The organism is Heyndrickxia shackletonii (assembly GCF_001420715.1).
In the GTDB taxonomy this organism is placed as follows: Bacteria; Bacillota; Bacilli; order Bacillales; family Bacillaceae_C; genus Margalitia; species Margalitia shackletonii.
The window spans coordinates 3,467,287-3,482,515 of record NZ_LJJC01000004.1; the positions used below are offsets into that span (position 1 = coordinate 3,467,287).

Genomic DNA, 15,229 nt, shown 5'->3' on the forward strand with positions numbered 1-15,229 from the left:
TTCGGGGTATCATTTCTTATAAAAAGTTATTCTATCTTACCCGGAGAAATTTTTTGATTTTCGACAAAGCAGCAATAAAGTATATGAAAAGAGCCGTTAATAAAAGGGGTAATTATCATATGGTAGAGAAGCGTATAGTACCGTATGACATCATAGGGGAAGAAACGTTAAACAAATTAGTCGATGCGTTTTATTACAGAGTGGCAAGACATCCAGATTTAATTCCCATTTTTCCTGAGGATTTATCTGAAGTGGCGAGAAAACAGAAACAATTTTTAACACAGTTTTTAGGCGGACCAACTCTTTATTCAAATGAGCACGGACATCCCATGATGCGAGCAAGACACTTACCTCATGAGATTACACCAAAACGTGCTAAAGCATGGTTATCCTGTATGAGTGCAGCAATGGACGAGGTCAAATTAGAGGGACCAATTCGGGAACAATTTTTTTCGAGATTAGTCTTAACGGCACAACATATGGTGAACACACCTGACACAACTAAAGGTGAGGAACATTGAAAGATTTTAAAACTGAAATAAATATGCTTGAATTGTGTAACCAAGACAAGAAACCTTTGGAAATATATATTTTTGTCGATCCTTTATGTCCCGAATGTTGGGCATTGGAACCAATTATGAAGAAACTATTTATAGAATATGGGTCTTTTTTCAGACTAAGACATGTATTAAGTGGTAAACTTTCAACACTGAATCTTAGCGCGAAAAAGCATGAATCGATCGCACAGCTTTGGGAGAAAACAGCAAGCAGAACGGGCATGTCCTGTGATGGAAGCCTTTGGTTTGATAATCCCATTTCATCACCGTATCTCGCATCTATTGCTATTAAAGCCGCTGAATTACAAGGTAAACGTGCTGGCATGCGCTTTTTGCGAAAAATACAGGAATTAATTTTTTTAAAAAAACAAAATGTTTCTAGTATGGATGTGCTTGTGGAATGTGCCAAAAGCGTTAATCTTGATATTGAGGAATTCATAAATGATATTCATTCTTCAAGTGCAGCAAAGGCTTTCCAATGTGATTTGAAAATTGCATCAGAAATGGAAGTAACTGAAATTCCCTCACTCGTATTTTTCAATGAAAATATTGAGGATGAAGGATTAAAAATAAGTGGTCTTTATCCATATGAAGTATACGTTCAAATTATTTATGAGTTATTAGGGGAAAAACCAGAGCCTGCCCCCCTTCCGCCAATTGAACGGTTTCTTAAGTATTACGGTGTAGTGGCATCAAAAGAGATTGCTGTCGTATACAATATGACTATTGCAGAGGTCGAAAAAGAGCTCAAAAAGTGGATACTACAACAAAAGATTCAAAAAATACCAGGTAAATACGGGGCGTTTTGGAAGTTTATCGATTAAAAAGAATTTGGCAACTTGCGCCAAATTCTTTTTTATCTATTTTTCATTAGAAGACGCTGCAAATTTTCTGCATAAGAAAAAGGCCTTGCAAATGCAAGGCCTTTTTCAACACGAACAAAGGGGATGGGAGAAATTTTTCACGGTCAAACAAAGGGGTATATGTTTGCTTGTGATCAACTTCACATCTATACTATAGCACGTTAAAGCAGAATGATGCAAGGGATTGTTAATTGTTTCACAATATTGTCAAAATCCTGTTATATAATGCCGGAAATGAGAATATATTTCACCATAGGGGCATGTTTCATATACTACTAAAATACTACATGTGAAAGGTGAAACGGTTATGAAAAAGTACACAGTATTCTTCCTTATACTTTTTATATTTTTCAGTTTCTTTCTTAATATCCTTGGTTTAATGAAGCTGATTCCAATCTATATTACCTCTCCCATTTTATTTTTATCTTTATTTTTGTTGCTAGTTCACCTTAATGGGCGCAATACGTTTCGAGGTTTTCATTAAGTTAGCCAGGCTATATGCCTGGCTAATTAGTCTTTTGTCTAGCTGCAGCCCTATCGGCTAGTGTATTTCTCCGTATCCTCCCTACGATAAGTCAACATAAAATTTGAAGTGCCGATTTTACCAGCTTGTGAACACCTCAGCACGTTTTCCTTTAAACTCGTGGTGAGCGACTACGAAATACATACGACGATGAGCAAGGCACTTCCGCTTTTCCTTAAGAAAGCAGCTGTTCTAACTCATTTAATTTTTCTTCAAAGACTTTAAGCGCAGCCTCAATAGGTTCAGCTGAAGTCATATCGACACCGGCTTTCTTCAATACCTCAATCGGATAATCGGAGCTACCCGCCTTTAAGAATCCTAAATAACGTTCTACTGCAGGTTCACCTTCACTTAAAATTTGCGAGCTTAGAGCTGTTGCAGCACTGAAACCTGTAGCATATTGATATACATAATAATTATAGTAGAAATGAGGGATTCGGGACCATTCTAATCCAATTTCCTCGTCAATAATAACATCTTCTTCTCCAAAATAACGTTTATTTAATTCATAGTATTCCTTCGTAAACAATTCGGCAGTTAGTGCTTCCCCATTTTGATCTTTTTGATGGATTAAATGCTCAAATTCTGCGAACATAGTTTGGCGGAATACAGTTCCACGGAACCCTTCAAGATAATGGTTTAATAAATAAATTCGTTTCTTTTCATCATCAATTGTTTTTAAAAGATAGTCATTTAATAATGCTTCATTACAAGTTGATGCAACCTCTGCTACAAAGATGGAATAATCTCCATAAGGATACGGCTGTGTTTTTCTTGTATAGTAGCTATGCACACTATGTCCAAATTCATGTGCGAGTGTAAAGAGGTTATTAACATTATCCTGCCAATTCATTAGGATATATGGATTTGTTCCGTAAGTACCGGAAGAATATGCACCACTGCGCTTCCCTTTGTTCTCTTCGACGTCTACCCAGCGATTTTCAAATCCTTCGCGTAATACATTCAAATAATCTTCTCCAAGTGGTTGTAAGCCTTTCAATACGATTTCTTTTGCTTCCTCGTAAGGAATTTTCATCTCAACTTCTTTAACTAATGGTGTATAAAGGTCATACATATGCAATTCCTCGACACCTAACACTTTTTTGCGAAGTTTAACGTATTTATGAAGAAGATGAAGATTCTTATTTACAGTATTTACAAGATTATCGTATACGCTCTCAGGAATATTGTTATTGGAAAGAGCGGCATGTCTTGCTGAGTCATAGTGGCGAACTTTTGCATTGAAATTATCCTTCTTTACTTGGCCGCTCAATGTACTGGCAAAAGTATTTTGGAATTTACCATATGTTTCGTATACTGCTTTAAATGCATCGTGTCTAACTCTTTGATCTGGACTTTCAAGGAAGCGGGAATAACGTCCATGTGTTACTTCCACCTCTTCGCCATTTTCGTCTTTAATAGTAGGGAATTCCAAGTCCGCATTATTCAACATCCCAAATGTAGTACTTGATGCATTCATTACTTCTGATGCACTGGCAAGCAATGATTCTTGTTCTGCAGAAAGCACATGCGGTCTTTGGAGATTAATTTCCTCCAAGGAGTGTTCATATAACTGTAAATCTTTGTTTTCTTTCAGATATTCTTTCAATGTATTTTCATCAATTGAGAGAATTTCCGGCACAACATATGCAAATAAGCTAGCAGCCTCCGCATACAAGCTCTTCATTCGACTATCTAAGCCTTGATAAAAAGAATTTGTTGTATCCTGATCATAACGCATATGTGCATATGTATATAATTTGCTTAATCTTTCAAAGACATTATCTTGAAACTTAAGTGCTTCATATAAATCATTTGCGCTTTCTCCAAGCTTTCCTTTATATTTAGGGGCATCACCCGTTAACTCTTTCACCTTTTGATATTCTTGTTCCCATGCTTCATCTGTTGGAAAAATATCTTCCAATCTCCAAGTTAATTCTTCCGGTATATCTTTTCGACTAGGTAATGATTTTACAGTAGCTGTTTCATTTGTCATAGTCTTTCCTCCATTCCTTCGTGATACGAAAAATCCTTACAGTAATAAATTCTCTATCTTTTACAAAATTCCTGCTGTTTTTACGTCATTTATCGTCCAATTCATGAAGAAATTCTTTATCAAAAAGAAGTGCTTCTTCCATATTTTTTGGAAAGGTTATCATTTTATGCAGTACAAATGTCCCTTTCTTTACCTCTTTTAAATATGAAAAATGTACTAGCGTTTGTAAATACAGATAAATCATTCTGTTTTGATAGGAAGTTGGTACAAAAGGAAGGCATCTAAATTGGATATGCTGGCTTCTTTTCCGGCTTTCTATCGCATTACGCACTTGTTTAAAGGTCATTCGATCCCCGGTTTTTAAAAAACGTAAACAGTCATGCCAAATATAAAATTGCCAAACAACTGGATGTGTTTTGCATACACCCATATAATCTACAGGCAATCCAATAACAGGTGGCAATAGCGAAGGATGACTATTACACTCATATAAAGATATTAAAAATGGGTCCTGAAAGGCCTTACTATATATAATTTTATTCTGAAGCCATTTTCGTTTTTGTAAAAACCAATATGCATTGATTGGTTGTTTTTGCGATATTGTATTGGATAAAAGAATGGGGAATGTCATATGATCAAGAGATATTTTTGTGTAAGTACCTTGGACTTTTCTTGAAGAAATCGGAGATATATTGCTTAAGAAATGGAAATACCGAGAATGAGGGGTATAACTGAAAAGGGTAAGACCAATTTTTTCACTTGCTTGAATGAAAGACCAATGAAAATCACTTAGTTGAAAAAATGCATCCTTTCTATGCTGAAAAGGATAACCACCCATAATCCAAATTGGAGAAATATGATGTTTTGCATAACCATTTGTGCGCTGAGTTAATAATTTTATCGAAATAGGTGAGCATTGATATTCAACAGCAAACCACTTCCCATTTTTATTGAACAAAATATCCGGTCGCTGTTTTAACCTTGGCAAATATCTTTCCAAGTACACTTTAAACCTTTGATTTACAAGCCATAAATATAAATCTTTTTTTCCTTGCATATGTCGTAAACTTTCCGGTTCTGATATTGATGCACAATTAGAGGATTTTTGATGTGAGAAATGGGGAATTTTCTGACTGCCTGCTCGTAAAATAACCGGTTCCTGACAAACAGGACAATAAAATTGGACTTTCTTTTTTAGATTATCTAAATGATAATCATCCTTACAACCCGCTAAATTATACACTTTTCCTTCTTTTGTTAATGCGGTAAGCATTACATCCCTCCTTTCTTATCTATATTCCATAAACATGCTTATTTTCCTTTATAAAAATCAAAAAAAAAATGCGCAAGCGCTGAAATTAGTCATAGATATTTTTTTCAAAAGTTATTCACATGGTTAAACTTTATATTTCCCCCAAAAAATAAAATCCGATTTTCTAAAAAAATCGGATTTTGATTTTATTTAAAGTACTCATTTATTTTTTCAAAAACATTTCTGTCAATAACGGTATTTCCATACTCCTCTAAACGATGTACAGTATATGTTGATTCTTCTCCATATTCGAGTAAAATACTTAAAATATTATCAATATCCTCTTCTTCGAAAAGTTCATCAATAAATTCAACATATAAATAATATTTGTTATTATAGGAAAACAATTTAGTTTTTAACTTATCCAGGCCGTTTCTTTTGGATAGTGAAATGACATCCTCAAAGTCCTTAAATGATACCATAAACTCTAATAAATCATCATCATTTTCCTGCAATGGTCTCGTTTGAAAATGTTCGTCTAAAAATTCTTCAATCTGCTCATTGATAGGAAAGTCTTTTAGCTTATCCTCAGGGATAGGAAGTTCAAATCGTTGACCATCTTTTGAGAGCTGAGCCTTTGTAACAAGCACTTCTAAACCTTTTTCCATTGCTTGAACTTGAATCCAAAGCGGACCTTCTGGAACAAACTCTTCCTCATGATGAATTTCGTCCATCATTTCCCAGAATAATTCCTCGCTTCTTTCGCGATTGTACCAAATTTCTTCGCGATCAAAGCCTCTTTCTTCAATATCCAAATATGATATATAAAACTTGACAGTATTTTCATTAATTCTTTCGATATCCATACATCAACTCTCCCTTCTATTTAAAAGTGTTGAACGGACATCTTACCTAATAAAGATTAGTTATGACGTGAATTAAAAATGTTTACACCTTGTACTCTTATTCTATGATAAAAGTGTGATAAATGGAAATAAAATTACTTCCAATTTAAAAAAATCCGCGTCTACCTATAGCTCTTTTCTTAAACTATATTGCTTTTGTATACGCTATTCTGGGTAAAAACCTTATTTGGTTAATACTGAATTTACTTGATAAGAAAAGATGTCTCGAAATAAAGCCTACTTTGGATTTATATCAAATGACAAGAAGTAACAAATGAACATCGGCTTTTGGATTTTAAACATATTGCGTGAACGGTCTTACCCTATTGATTAGAATGAAATATTATTCTGCTTATTTTAACGGAAATTCAGAAAATTTTCAAGATAAAATGCCTAAAATTGTTTTTATAGACAGATACCTTATAAGACCTATTTTTAGGAATGTGCCGAAAATAATTATGGCTAGATAAAGTATACGAGAAGCAAAAATGAAAATCAAAATACCCTTTTTAAACAAATTAGGAACAGTTTACCCGCTTTCCTAAAGTATATGCAAATGCAGTATTATTTCCGCATTTCCAATCAATCTTTGCACACAGAAAACGCCTTTATTCTCATGAATAAAAGGCGTTATTTAGTAGACAAAGTCTGCAATTATTAGTTAACAAGCTTTTGAGCTTCACGCAGCTGAAATGTACGAACCTTACGAGGTAAGAATCTCCGAATTTCATCTTCATTATATCCAACCTGTAATCTTTTTTCATCCAAAATGATCGGTCTTCTAAGTAGACCAGGATTCTTTTGAATTAAGTTAAACAGATCTGGTAAAGGCAATGTTTCTAAATCTACATTTAACTTTTGAAAAGTTTTAGATCTTGTAGAAATTATTTCATCTGTACCATCTTCTGTCATTCGAAGAATTTCTTTAATTTCTTCAAGACTAAGTGGTTCTGAAAAAATATTGCGTTCTTTATATGAAATATTATTTTCTTCTAGCCAGCTTCTTGCTTTTCTACATGATGTGCAACTTGGTGAAGTGTATAATGTTACCATATATCATTCCACACTCCTTATATTATTTAATGATTCACCAATTCCGGTTACCATTCTTAATTTAAAATTACTTTAATAAAGAAATCTATATTATGTATTATACACTATTTGGACTTCCATGAATATATTTTTTGAAAAATTGATGTTACCATCATAAAAACATGGCTTTTTTGTGAATTTGCCTTAGGTATATATACCTCCTTTTCGTTAACGTTAAACATATTATATACACTAAACATTAAAATAACCTTAAAATGATTCTCAATTTCATTTAATATTTGAAAATTGTCGAAATTTCCTGGGTTATAAAAAAAGCGTAAGCGCCGCAACACTAGCGTACGGATTTCGTAGTCGCTCACCTCGAGATAAAGAAAACACAGTGAGGTAGTTCACGAACAAGTGAAAATAGCACTTCCATTTTCAACTGATGTTAACTTATCGTAGCGAGAAGACGGAGGAAATCCGTACGCACGATATCTGCTTACACTAGATAAAATTAAACTTATTAAATTATTTACTTGTTGAAAAGTACTTTCCTTAAAAAAAACGAACATGCTTTGCCTAATTATGAAAAAAATCGACCCAAAAGGATCGATTTTTTTTTATTTATATAAAGCTTTATATTGTTTTAGTTCCTTCTCTGAGCAATAAACGAAATGTCCAGGTGCAACTTCCCGCATTTTTACCTCTTCACCCTCCGCGTATTGGTGGATTTTCGGATCGTACGTTTTTCTGACGCGAGAACGCTCATAATCAGGATCCGGAAGTGGTATCGCTGAAAGTAATGATTGTGTATACGGGTGCAACGGATTATTATAAAGATCATCAGCAGGAGCTAGTTCTACTAATTTTCCGAAATACATAACTCCGATACGGTCACTAATATATTTCACCATAGATAGGTCATGGGCAATAAACAAATAGGTTAACCCTTTTTCTTTTTGAAGTTTCTTCAATAAGTTAACAACTTGGGCTTGAATGGACACGTCCAGCGCAGAAATTGGCTCATCGGCAATAATAAATTCAGGTTCTACTGCTAATGCCCGTGCTATTCCAATACGCTGTCTCTGTCCACCAGAAAATTCATGAGGATACCGGTTAGCATGTTCACGGTTTAAACCAACTGTATCAAGTAACTTATAAACTCTATTCATTCTATCTTCTTTAGACTTTGCTAGACCGTGTATATCGATACCTTCCGCAATAATATCTGCAACCTTCATTCTAGGATTTAATGATGCTTGTGGATCCTGGAAGATCATTTGCATTTTCTGATTAAATTTTTTTAATTCAGAACGGGATTTTTTAGCGTGAACATTTTCACCATTATATAGTACTTCTCCACTTGTCGCGTTATATAACCGAATAATGGTTCTGCCTGTAGTCGATTTCCCGCATCCGGATTCACCAACAAGTCCCAGCGTTTCTCCCTTATATATATCAAATGAAATATCGTCAATAGCTTTTACTTCATTTGCTTTTCCTTTATTAAAATATTGCTTTAGATGTTTTATTTCTAATAATTTTTCATTGCTAGACATTCTTTACGACCTCCTTATTCAGAGAGGTATCTGCCTCATTATGAAATTTACGCATGCGTTTTTTAACTGCAGCAGGCGGCTCTACTTTTGGTGCATCTGGATGTAATAGCCATGTTGCTGCATAGTGAGTTTCAGATATTTTAAACATTGGCGGTTGCTTCTCCAAGTCGATTTTCATCGCATATGCATTACGAGGTGCAAAGGCATCGCCAACTGGTGGATGTAATAAATCCGGTGGTGTACCAGGTATTGCATATAATTCTTCATCATCTGTATCCAAGCTAGGCATCGAACTAATTAATCCCCAAGTATATGGATGCTGAGGATTGTAGAAAATCTCATCTACCGTTCCAACCTCCACAATTTTTCCGCCATACATAACCGCTACACGGTCAGCCACATTTGCCACTACTCCCAAATCATGTGTAATAAAGATAATGGAAGTGTTAATTTTCTTCTGCAAATCCTTCATTAGTTCTAATATTTGTGCCTGAATAGTTACGTCAAGTGCTGTGGTAGGCTCATCTGCAATAAGGATTTTAGGATTACAAGCAAGTGCGATTGCAATAACGACACGCTGTCTCATCCCGCCTGAAAATTGATGAGGGTATTGTTTAAAACGAATCTCTGCTTTCGGAATACCAACCATTTTCAAAAGCTCTATGACACGTTTTTTTGCTTCACTCTTACTTAGGTTTTGATGTTTTATCAAAGGCTCCATGATTTGTTTTCCAACTGTCATAGTTGGATTTAACGATGTCATTGGATCCTGAAATATCATAGATATTTCTTTTCCTCTAATTTTTTGCATTTCCTTATCGGATAATTTCGTTATATCTTTACCTTCAAATAATATTTCACCCGATTTAATTTCGGAATTATGGCTAGGTAATAATCTCATGATTGTCTTTGTGGTTACAGACTTTCCAGACCCAGATTCTCCCACAATTGCAAGTGTCTCGCCTTCATTTAATTCAAAGTTGACACCGCGAATTGCCTGGACCTCACCAGCAAAGGTATGGAATGAGATATGAAGATCATTTACTTCTAATATTTTTCCCATTTATTTCACCCCACTTTTAATCACGCATCTTCGGATCTAGTGCATCACGAAGACCATCGGCTAATAAGTTGAACGCAATCATAATAATACTCAAAATAGCAGCCGGGAATAGCATTTGATACGGAAGGAATCTTAACACTTTATATCCGTCCTCAATTAGGGTACCTAATGAAGCTTTAGGTGCTTCAAGACCCAAACCAATAAAGCTTAAGAAAGATTCAAAAAATATAGCACTCGGAATGATAAACATTGTATTGATAATAATAACGCTGGCCATATTAGGAATTAAATGTTTGAAAATAATCTTTCCATCTTTAGCTCCTAATGTTTTTGCAGCTAATACATATTCCTGAGATTTCAACTTTAGGATTTGCCCGCGAACGACTCGGGCCATACCAACCCAACCGGTAATGCTCAAAGCAACTGTAATAGATAAGATCCCCGGCTTCAATATTAATATCATGAGGATAACGACAACTAGATCAGGAATACCGGATAATACTTCGATAATCCTTTGCATAACATTATCTACTTTGCCGCCGTAATAACCGGAAATAGCTCCATATGCAACACCAATAACCATATTAATTGCTGCAGCAAGAAATGCTATATATAAGGAAATACGTGTTCCTTTCCAAACACGTGTGAAAAGGTCGCGTCCTAATGAGTCTGTTCCAAACCAATAATAATCCTTGATGCCCTTTTGTTCGTAAAGATTTACTTTTTGTCCTCCAACGTTTTGTGTTCCGTCAAAGATCCCAAGTTTTTCTATTCCAGGAATACGTGGAGGCAAGTTAGATTTTGTAAGGTTTTGATTATTGAATCCATAATGGTTTATATGCGGCCCAATAAATGCCATCAGTATTAATAATACAAGCAAAACCAGACTCACAATAGCACCCTTATTTTTACGAACACGAAGCCATGAATCTTGCCAAAATGATAAGCTTGGCTTTTCAATAACTTCCCCTTTTGCTGCATCTATATGGGCGGGTTGAAATTGTTCTGCTGAAATTTTTTCTTCTACTATCATTATTTTTTCCCTCCCGATAAACGGATACGTGGGTCAATCACTCCATATAATAAATCGACGATTAAAATGATGACGACTAACATAATGGCAAATAATAATGTTGTACCCATAATGACTCCGTAGTCATTTGTGGTAATCGATTGAACGAATTGGTTCCCAATTCCCGGAATTGAGAAAATATTTTCAATTACAAGGGAGCCTGTCATTAAACCAACTGCAAGCGGTCCCATAACCGTAATCAATGGAATTAATGCATTTCTAAATCCATGTTTGAAGGCAATTTCAAAGGCACTTGCACCCTTTGCTCTTGCTAAAACGATATAATCGGAACTTAACACATCAATCATTTCGGTTCTCATGAACCTTGCTGCAATCGCAATTGGGAACATGGCCAATGCTATTGACGGAAGAATCGTGTAGGAAAATCCGTTCCAATAAGCAACAGGTAGCCATTGTAACTTTGCACCAATCCATAATTGTAAAACGGCTGCAAATACAAAAGATGGTATCGATTTTCCAATAACAGCGATTAAAGTGCTTCCGTAGTCTAACCAAGTATTTTGTTTCAATGCTGCCAATACACCTAAGAGTATACCGACTATAGTACCAAAAACTAATGCTTCAATACCTAAAGTTGCGGATGGTCCGATACGTTCGGCAATAAGGGTGGAAACATCGCGGTTATCTAATTGGAAAGAAGTACCTAAATCACCTTTTAATAGATTCAACATATAATGGGCATATTGTACAGGCACTGGATCATTTAATCCATATTTCTCATTCATAATGTGAATCTGTTCAGGTGATAATTTTCCCTGAGCGTTAAAAGGAGTTCCCGGCATTAGCTTCATGAGGAAAAACGTGATCGAAGCGATGAGAAATAATGTAATAATCATATAAATAACACGTTGGACAAAGTATTTCGCCATTACTGCACCTCCTAAAAAACCTTCAATAAAAATTAAAAATTCGTCAAAGTTCGACAATTTTAAAGTAGGGAAAAAGAGAGTACATCTGTTTATATACTCTCTTTCCATCTGTACTTGTTACATAAATTTATTTTTGAATAGATGCCCATTTGTAGCTGTAATCAGGACCAAATGGATGTTTTACAATTCCTTTTACATATGGTTTTTGTAAAACGGCAATTGCTTTTTGATAAATTGGAGCAATCGCTGCATCTTTTTGGATAAGAATTTTTTCAGCATCTAATTGCATTTGGAAATATTGATCTTTCGTAACCCCTTTGCCTAGTTTAGAATAGGCATCGTTTACTAACTTATCGTACTCAGGGTCAGAATAGCTCATTCTGTTTTGATCTCCACCAGTTAGGAACAAGTTAGAGAATGTGTATAGGTCAAGATAATCTGGACCCCAACCAGCAAATTCAATATCGTAATCTTGTTTATTATCACGGTCTAGACGAACTTTAAATGGCGGTTCGCTTAATGTAATAGTTAAGCCTGGTAAATTCTTTTCTAATTGACCTTTTAGGTATTCATCCATTTTTTTAGCAGAATCCGTATCGCCGCTTAATAATTCTAATGACACTTTGGATTTGCCAATTGCTTTTAAACCTTTTTCCCAAAGAGCTTTAGCTTCTTTTGCGTTATATTTCACTAAATCTCCATTTGCTTTACGAACATCTTCCCCGCCTGGAGTTTTAAGGAAATCTTTTGGATACAAGCCATTCGCAGCGGTAGAACCGTTTGCAAGAATGGTTGTTGCCATTGCTTCTTTATCAAATGCCATTGAAATTGCTTTTCTAATATCTGTGTTAGCTAGAGCAGTTTTTTGATTTGAACGTTCTTGGTTGAATTTAAGGTAGTAAACACTTGGATCGGATAATACTTTATAATCCGGATTACTTTTGTATTGAGCCGCATATTCACCGCTCAGTACACCCCAGTCAAGTTTATTTGTGTCATATAGGTTGATAACTGTTCCAGGATCCTTAACTACGTTTACATTAATTTGAGAAAGTTTTACAGAATCTTTATCCCAATAGTTTGGATTTTTTTCATATGTCCAAGAATCTCCAGTTCCGTTCCATTTTGTTAAAGTGAACGGACCGTTGTAAACCATGTTGTCACTGTTAGAAGCGTATTCTTTCCCTTTAGATTCAATATATTTTTGATCCATTGGGTAGAATAACGGGAATGTCATTAATGATTCGAAGTATCCAATAGGATGTTCCAATGTTACTTCTAAAGTTTTATCATCGATTGCCTTAACACCTAACTCTTCAGGTTTTTTCTTTTTCGCTGCAATCTCGCTAGCGTTTTTGATAACGCCGCCCATCATATATGCACCATATGGTGATGAATTTTTAGGATCGATTGCTTGTCTCCAAGAATAAACGAAGTCGTTTGCTGTTACAGGATCTCCATTAGACCATTTTGCATCACGAAGTTTAAAAGTATAAACAGTTTGATCTTTACTTACAGTTGGCTTTTCTGCAGCCATACCAAGTACAGGAGTTACTCCATCTTGGCCAAGTCTCATTAATCCCTCGAATACTTGGTTCATTGCATTATAGGATACGGCATCTTGTGCCATAAAAGTATTCATTGTCGGAATTTCTGCAGATTCCATAATATTCAGAACTTCTTTACCACTTGCATTACCTTTAGATGCACTAGAATTGCTACTATCAGAGCTTTTGCTTCCACAAGCTCCAAGAATCATACTTAGAACTAATGACAGTGCAAGTAGAATTCCTAATCTACCTTTTGTCTTTCTCATAATCTTCCTCCCTTTTCCTATTTTTCTGAAAACTTTCTACATTGTCTATTATACATTTTTTTTTGAATTTGTACATAAATTATATTAAAAAAATAAAATTCAAAATATTTAAGCGCCTATTTTTACCAAATTATATACGATTTAACAGTTGTCATTTGGTTAATTAAATTTTGTGAAATAGCGAAATTATTGCATTTCTACCCTCATTACTTACTTAGTTGATTATTTGTTCCATACTATTTATTCTTTTACTATAGAGGTGATATTTTTGATAAAAAGACTTGTTTGGTGGTTTTTTCCATCACAAATATTAGTGTTTCTGTTATCTTTTATTAGATACCACGCTATTGGATTGCTTCAATATATAAATATTTCTTTCATTATTGGGGGAATTCTACTATTTATATCCATATCAATCTTCATTCTTAATACTGGATTTTTCGATGTTACTGCTGAAGGATTTAGACGGGTGTTTAATAAAAATAAGTTATCAAAGGAAGAACTTGATGAAATGAGGCCAGTTTCAGAGCTAATTACATTTAATTATAAGCCTATGTTTTATAACGCTCTAATAATGTTGCTTCTAATGGCTTTCGCATTAATTCTCTATTATTATGTATAAGAATGAAATATTTAAAAAGTTTAAAAATTTGGAGGGAACTTTATGAAAACAATATTTTCAGGTATTCAACCTAGCGGAACGATCACTCTGGGAAATTACATCGGAGCATTAAAACAATTTGTTGATTTACAGGAAGAATATAATTGTTATTTTTGCATTGTAGACGAGCATGCCATTACAGTTCCTCAGGATCGCTTACAATTACGCAAAAATATTAAAAGCCTTGCAGCATTATACTTGGCGGTTGGATTAGATCCGAATAAAGTAACCCTTTTTATTCAATCCGAAGTGCCTGCACATGCCCAGGCAGGTTGGATGCTTCAATGTATTGCCTATATCGGTGAGCTGGAAAGAATGACTCAATTTAAAGATAAATCAGCAGGAAAGGAAGCCGTTTCAGCAGGACTATTAACATATCCACCGCTAATGGCTGCTGATATTCTCCTATACGGAACCGATTTGGTGCCTGTCGGCGAAGATCAGAAACAGCATATGGAATTAACGAGAGATTTAGCAGAAAGATTTAACAAAAAATATAATGATATTTTTACCATTCCGGAGATTAGCATCCCGAAAGTTGGTGCCAGAATTATGTCCTTACAGGATCCAACCAAGAAAATGAGTAAATCGGATCCAAATTCAAAGGGATATATTTCCTTGCTTGATGATGCTAAAACGATTGAAAAGAAGATTAAAAGCTCTGTTACAGATTCGGATGGGGTTGTAAAATACGATAAAGAAAATAAACCTGGAATTTCCAATCTACTTTCCATTTACTCCATCTTAGGCGGTCTGCCTATTCATGAGATAGAGGAAAAATATGTAGGAAAAGGATATGGTGATTTTAAACGGGATTTAGCAAATGTTGTAATGGAAGCTTTAACACCTATTCAAGAGAAATATTATTCCCTAATCGACTCTCAAGAATTAGATGATATTTTAGATATGGGTGCAGAAAAAGCAAATACAGTAGCAAAAAAAATGCTAAAGAAGATGGAAAATGCTATGGGGTTAGGTAGAAATCGAGTAGGAGGAGGTGACTAACCCCCGACCTCTCACACCACCGTACGTACGGT

General features: G+C 34.9%; 14 protein-coding genes. 5 read left to right on the top strand and 9 right to left on the bottom strand.

Annotated elements, in window-relative coordinates; translation table 11 throughout:
- The first annotated feature begins 119 nt into the window (after positions 1-119).
- The 3 genes from AN964_RS16690 to AN964_RS27675 all read left to right on the top strand — a co-directional run bounded on the left by AN964_RS16690 (position 120) and on the right by AN964_RS27675 (position 1,904).
- Positions 120-521, top strand: a complete 402-nt coding sequence (locus AN964_RS16690) for a globin domain-containing protein (RefSeq protein WP_055741271.1) — start codon at positions 120-122, stop codon at positions 519-521.
- A gap of 23 nt (positions 522-544) precedes the next feature.
- Positions 545-1,381 carry a ClpXP adapter SpxH family protein gene (locus AN964_RS16695; protein ID WP_055741272.1) on the top strand — a complete coding sequence of 279 codons (837 nt, stop codon included), beginning with the start codon at positions 545-547 and terminating at the stop codon, positions 1,379-1,381.
- Between the two features lie 346 nt (positions 1,382-1,727).
- Positions 1,728-1,904 carry a hypothetical protein gene (locus AN964_RS27675; protein WP_496197016.1) on the top strand — a complete coding sequence of 59 codons (177 nt, stop codon included), beginning with the start codon at positions 1,728-1,730 and terminating at the stop codon, positions 1,902-1,904.
- A 214-nt stretch (positions 1,905-2,118) separates the two neighbouring features.
- Here the strand turns inward: AN964_RS27675 and pepF are convergent, their stop codons facing one another.
- The 9 genes from pepF to AN964_RS16745 all read right to left on the bottom strand — a co-directional run bounded on the left by pepF (position 2,119) and on the right by AN964_RS16745 (position 13,531).
- A complete protein-coding gene (pepF, locus tag AN964_RS16700; RefSeq protein WP_055740773.1) occupies positions 2,119-3,939 on the bottom strand; it encodes an oligoendopeptidase F in 1,821 nt (606 codons plus the stop codon).
- 85 nt (positions 3,940-4,024) lie between these two features.
- Positions 4,025-5,212, bottom strand: coding sequence for a competence protein CoiA (locus AN964_RS16705; protein ID WP_055740774.1), 1,188 nt, complete (start codon positions 5,210-5,212; stop codon positions 4,025-4,027).
- Between the two features lie 185 nt (positions 5,213-5,397).
- A complete protein-coding gene (gene mecA / locus AN964_RS16710) occupies positions 5,398-6,057 on the bottom strand; it encodes an adaptor protein MecA (protein WP_055740775.1) in 660 nt (219 codons plus the stop codon).
- 696 nt (positions 6,058-6,753) lie between these two features.
- Positions 6,754-7,149, bottom strand: coding sequence for a transcriptional regulator SpxA (gene spxA / locus AN964_RS16715; protein ID WP_055740776.1), 396 nt, complete (start codon positions 7,147-7,149; stop codon positions 6,754-6,756).
- Between the two features lie 602 nt (positions 7,150-7,751).
- Positions 7,752-8,690 (bottom strand): ABC transporter ATP-binding protein, encoded by a 939-nt coding sequence (locus AN964_RS16725; RefSeq protein WP_055740778.1) that lies wholly within the window; start codon positions 8,688-8,690, stop codon positions 7,752-7,754.
- Positions 8,683-9,753 (bottom strand): ABC transporter ATP-binding protein, encoded by a 1,071-nt coding sequence (locus AN964_RS16730; RefSeq protein WP_055740779.1) that lies wholly within the window; start codon positions 9,751-9,753, stop codon positions 8,683-8,685. The genes AN964_RS16725 and AN964_RS16730 overlap by 8 nt, the downstream gene beginning before the upstream one ends.
- Positions 9,754-9,769: 16 nt before the next feature.
- Positions 9,770-10,786, bottom strand: coding sequence for an oligopeptide ABC transporter permease (opp3C, locus tag AN964_RS16735; RefSeq protein WP_055740780.1), 1,017 nt, complete (start codon positions 10,784-10,786; stop codon positions 9,770-9,772).
- Positions 10,786-11,715, bottom strand: a complete 930-nt coding sequence (gene opp3b, locus AN964_RS16740; protein ID WP_055740781.1) for an oligopeptide ABC transporter permease — start codon at positions 11,713-11,715, stop codon at positions 10,786-10,788. Before opp3b ends, opp3C begins: the two co-directional genes overlap by 1 nt.
- Before the next feature lie 127 nt (positions 11,716-11,842).
- The gene (locus tag AN964_RS16745; RefSeq protein WP_055740782.1) at positions 11,843-13,531 is read right to left on the bottom strand and encodes a peptide ABC transporter substrate-binding protein; all 1,689 of its coding nucleotides are present in this window, start codon (positions 13,529-13,531) and stop codon (positions 11,843-11,845) included.
- Positions 13,532-13,799: 268 nt separating this feature from the next.
- Between AN964_RS16745 and AN964_RS16750 the strand changes: the two genes are divergently transcribed.
- Complete coding sequence (locus tag AN964_RS16750; RefSeq protein ID WP_055740783.1) at positions 13,800-14,153, top strand: DUF3899 domain-containing protein; 354 nt, start codon at positions 13,800-13,802, stop codon at positions 14,151-14,153.
- Positions 14,154-14,195: 42 nt separating this feature from the next.
- Positions 14,196-15,197, top strand: coding sequence for a tryptophan--tRNA ligase (gene trpS / locus AN964_RS16755; RefSeq protein ID WP_055740784.1), 1,002 nt, complete (start codon positions 14,196-14,198; stop codon positions 15,195-15,197).
- Positions 15,198-15,229: the final 32 nt, after the last annotated feature.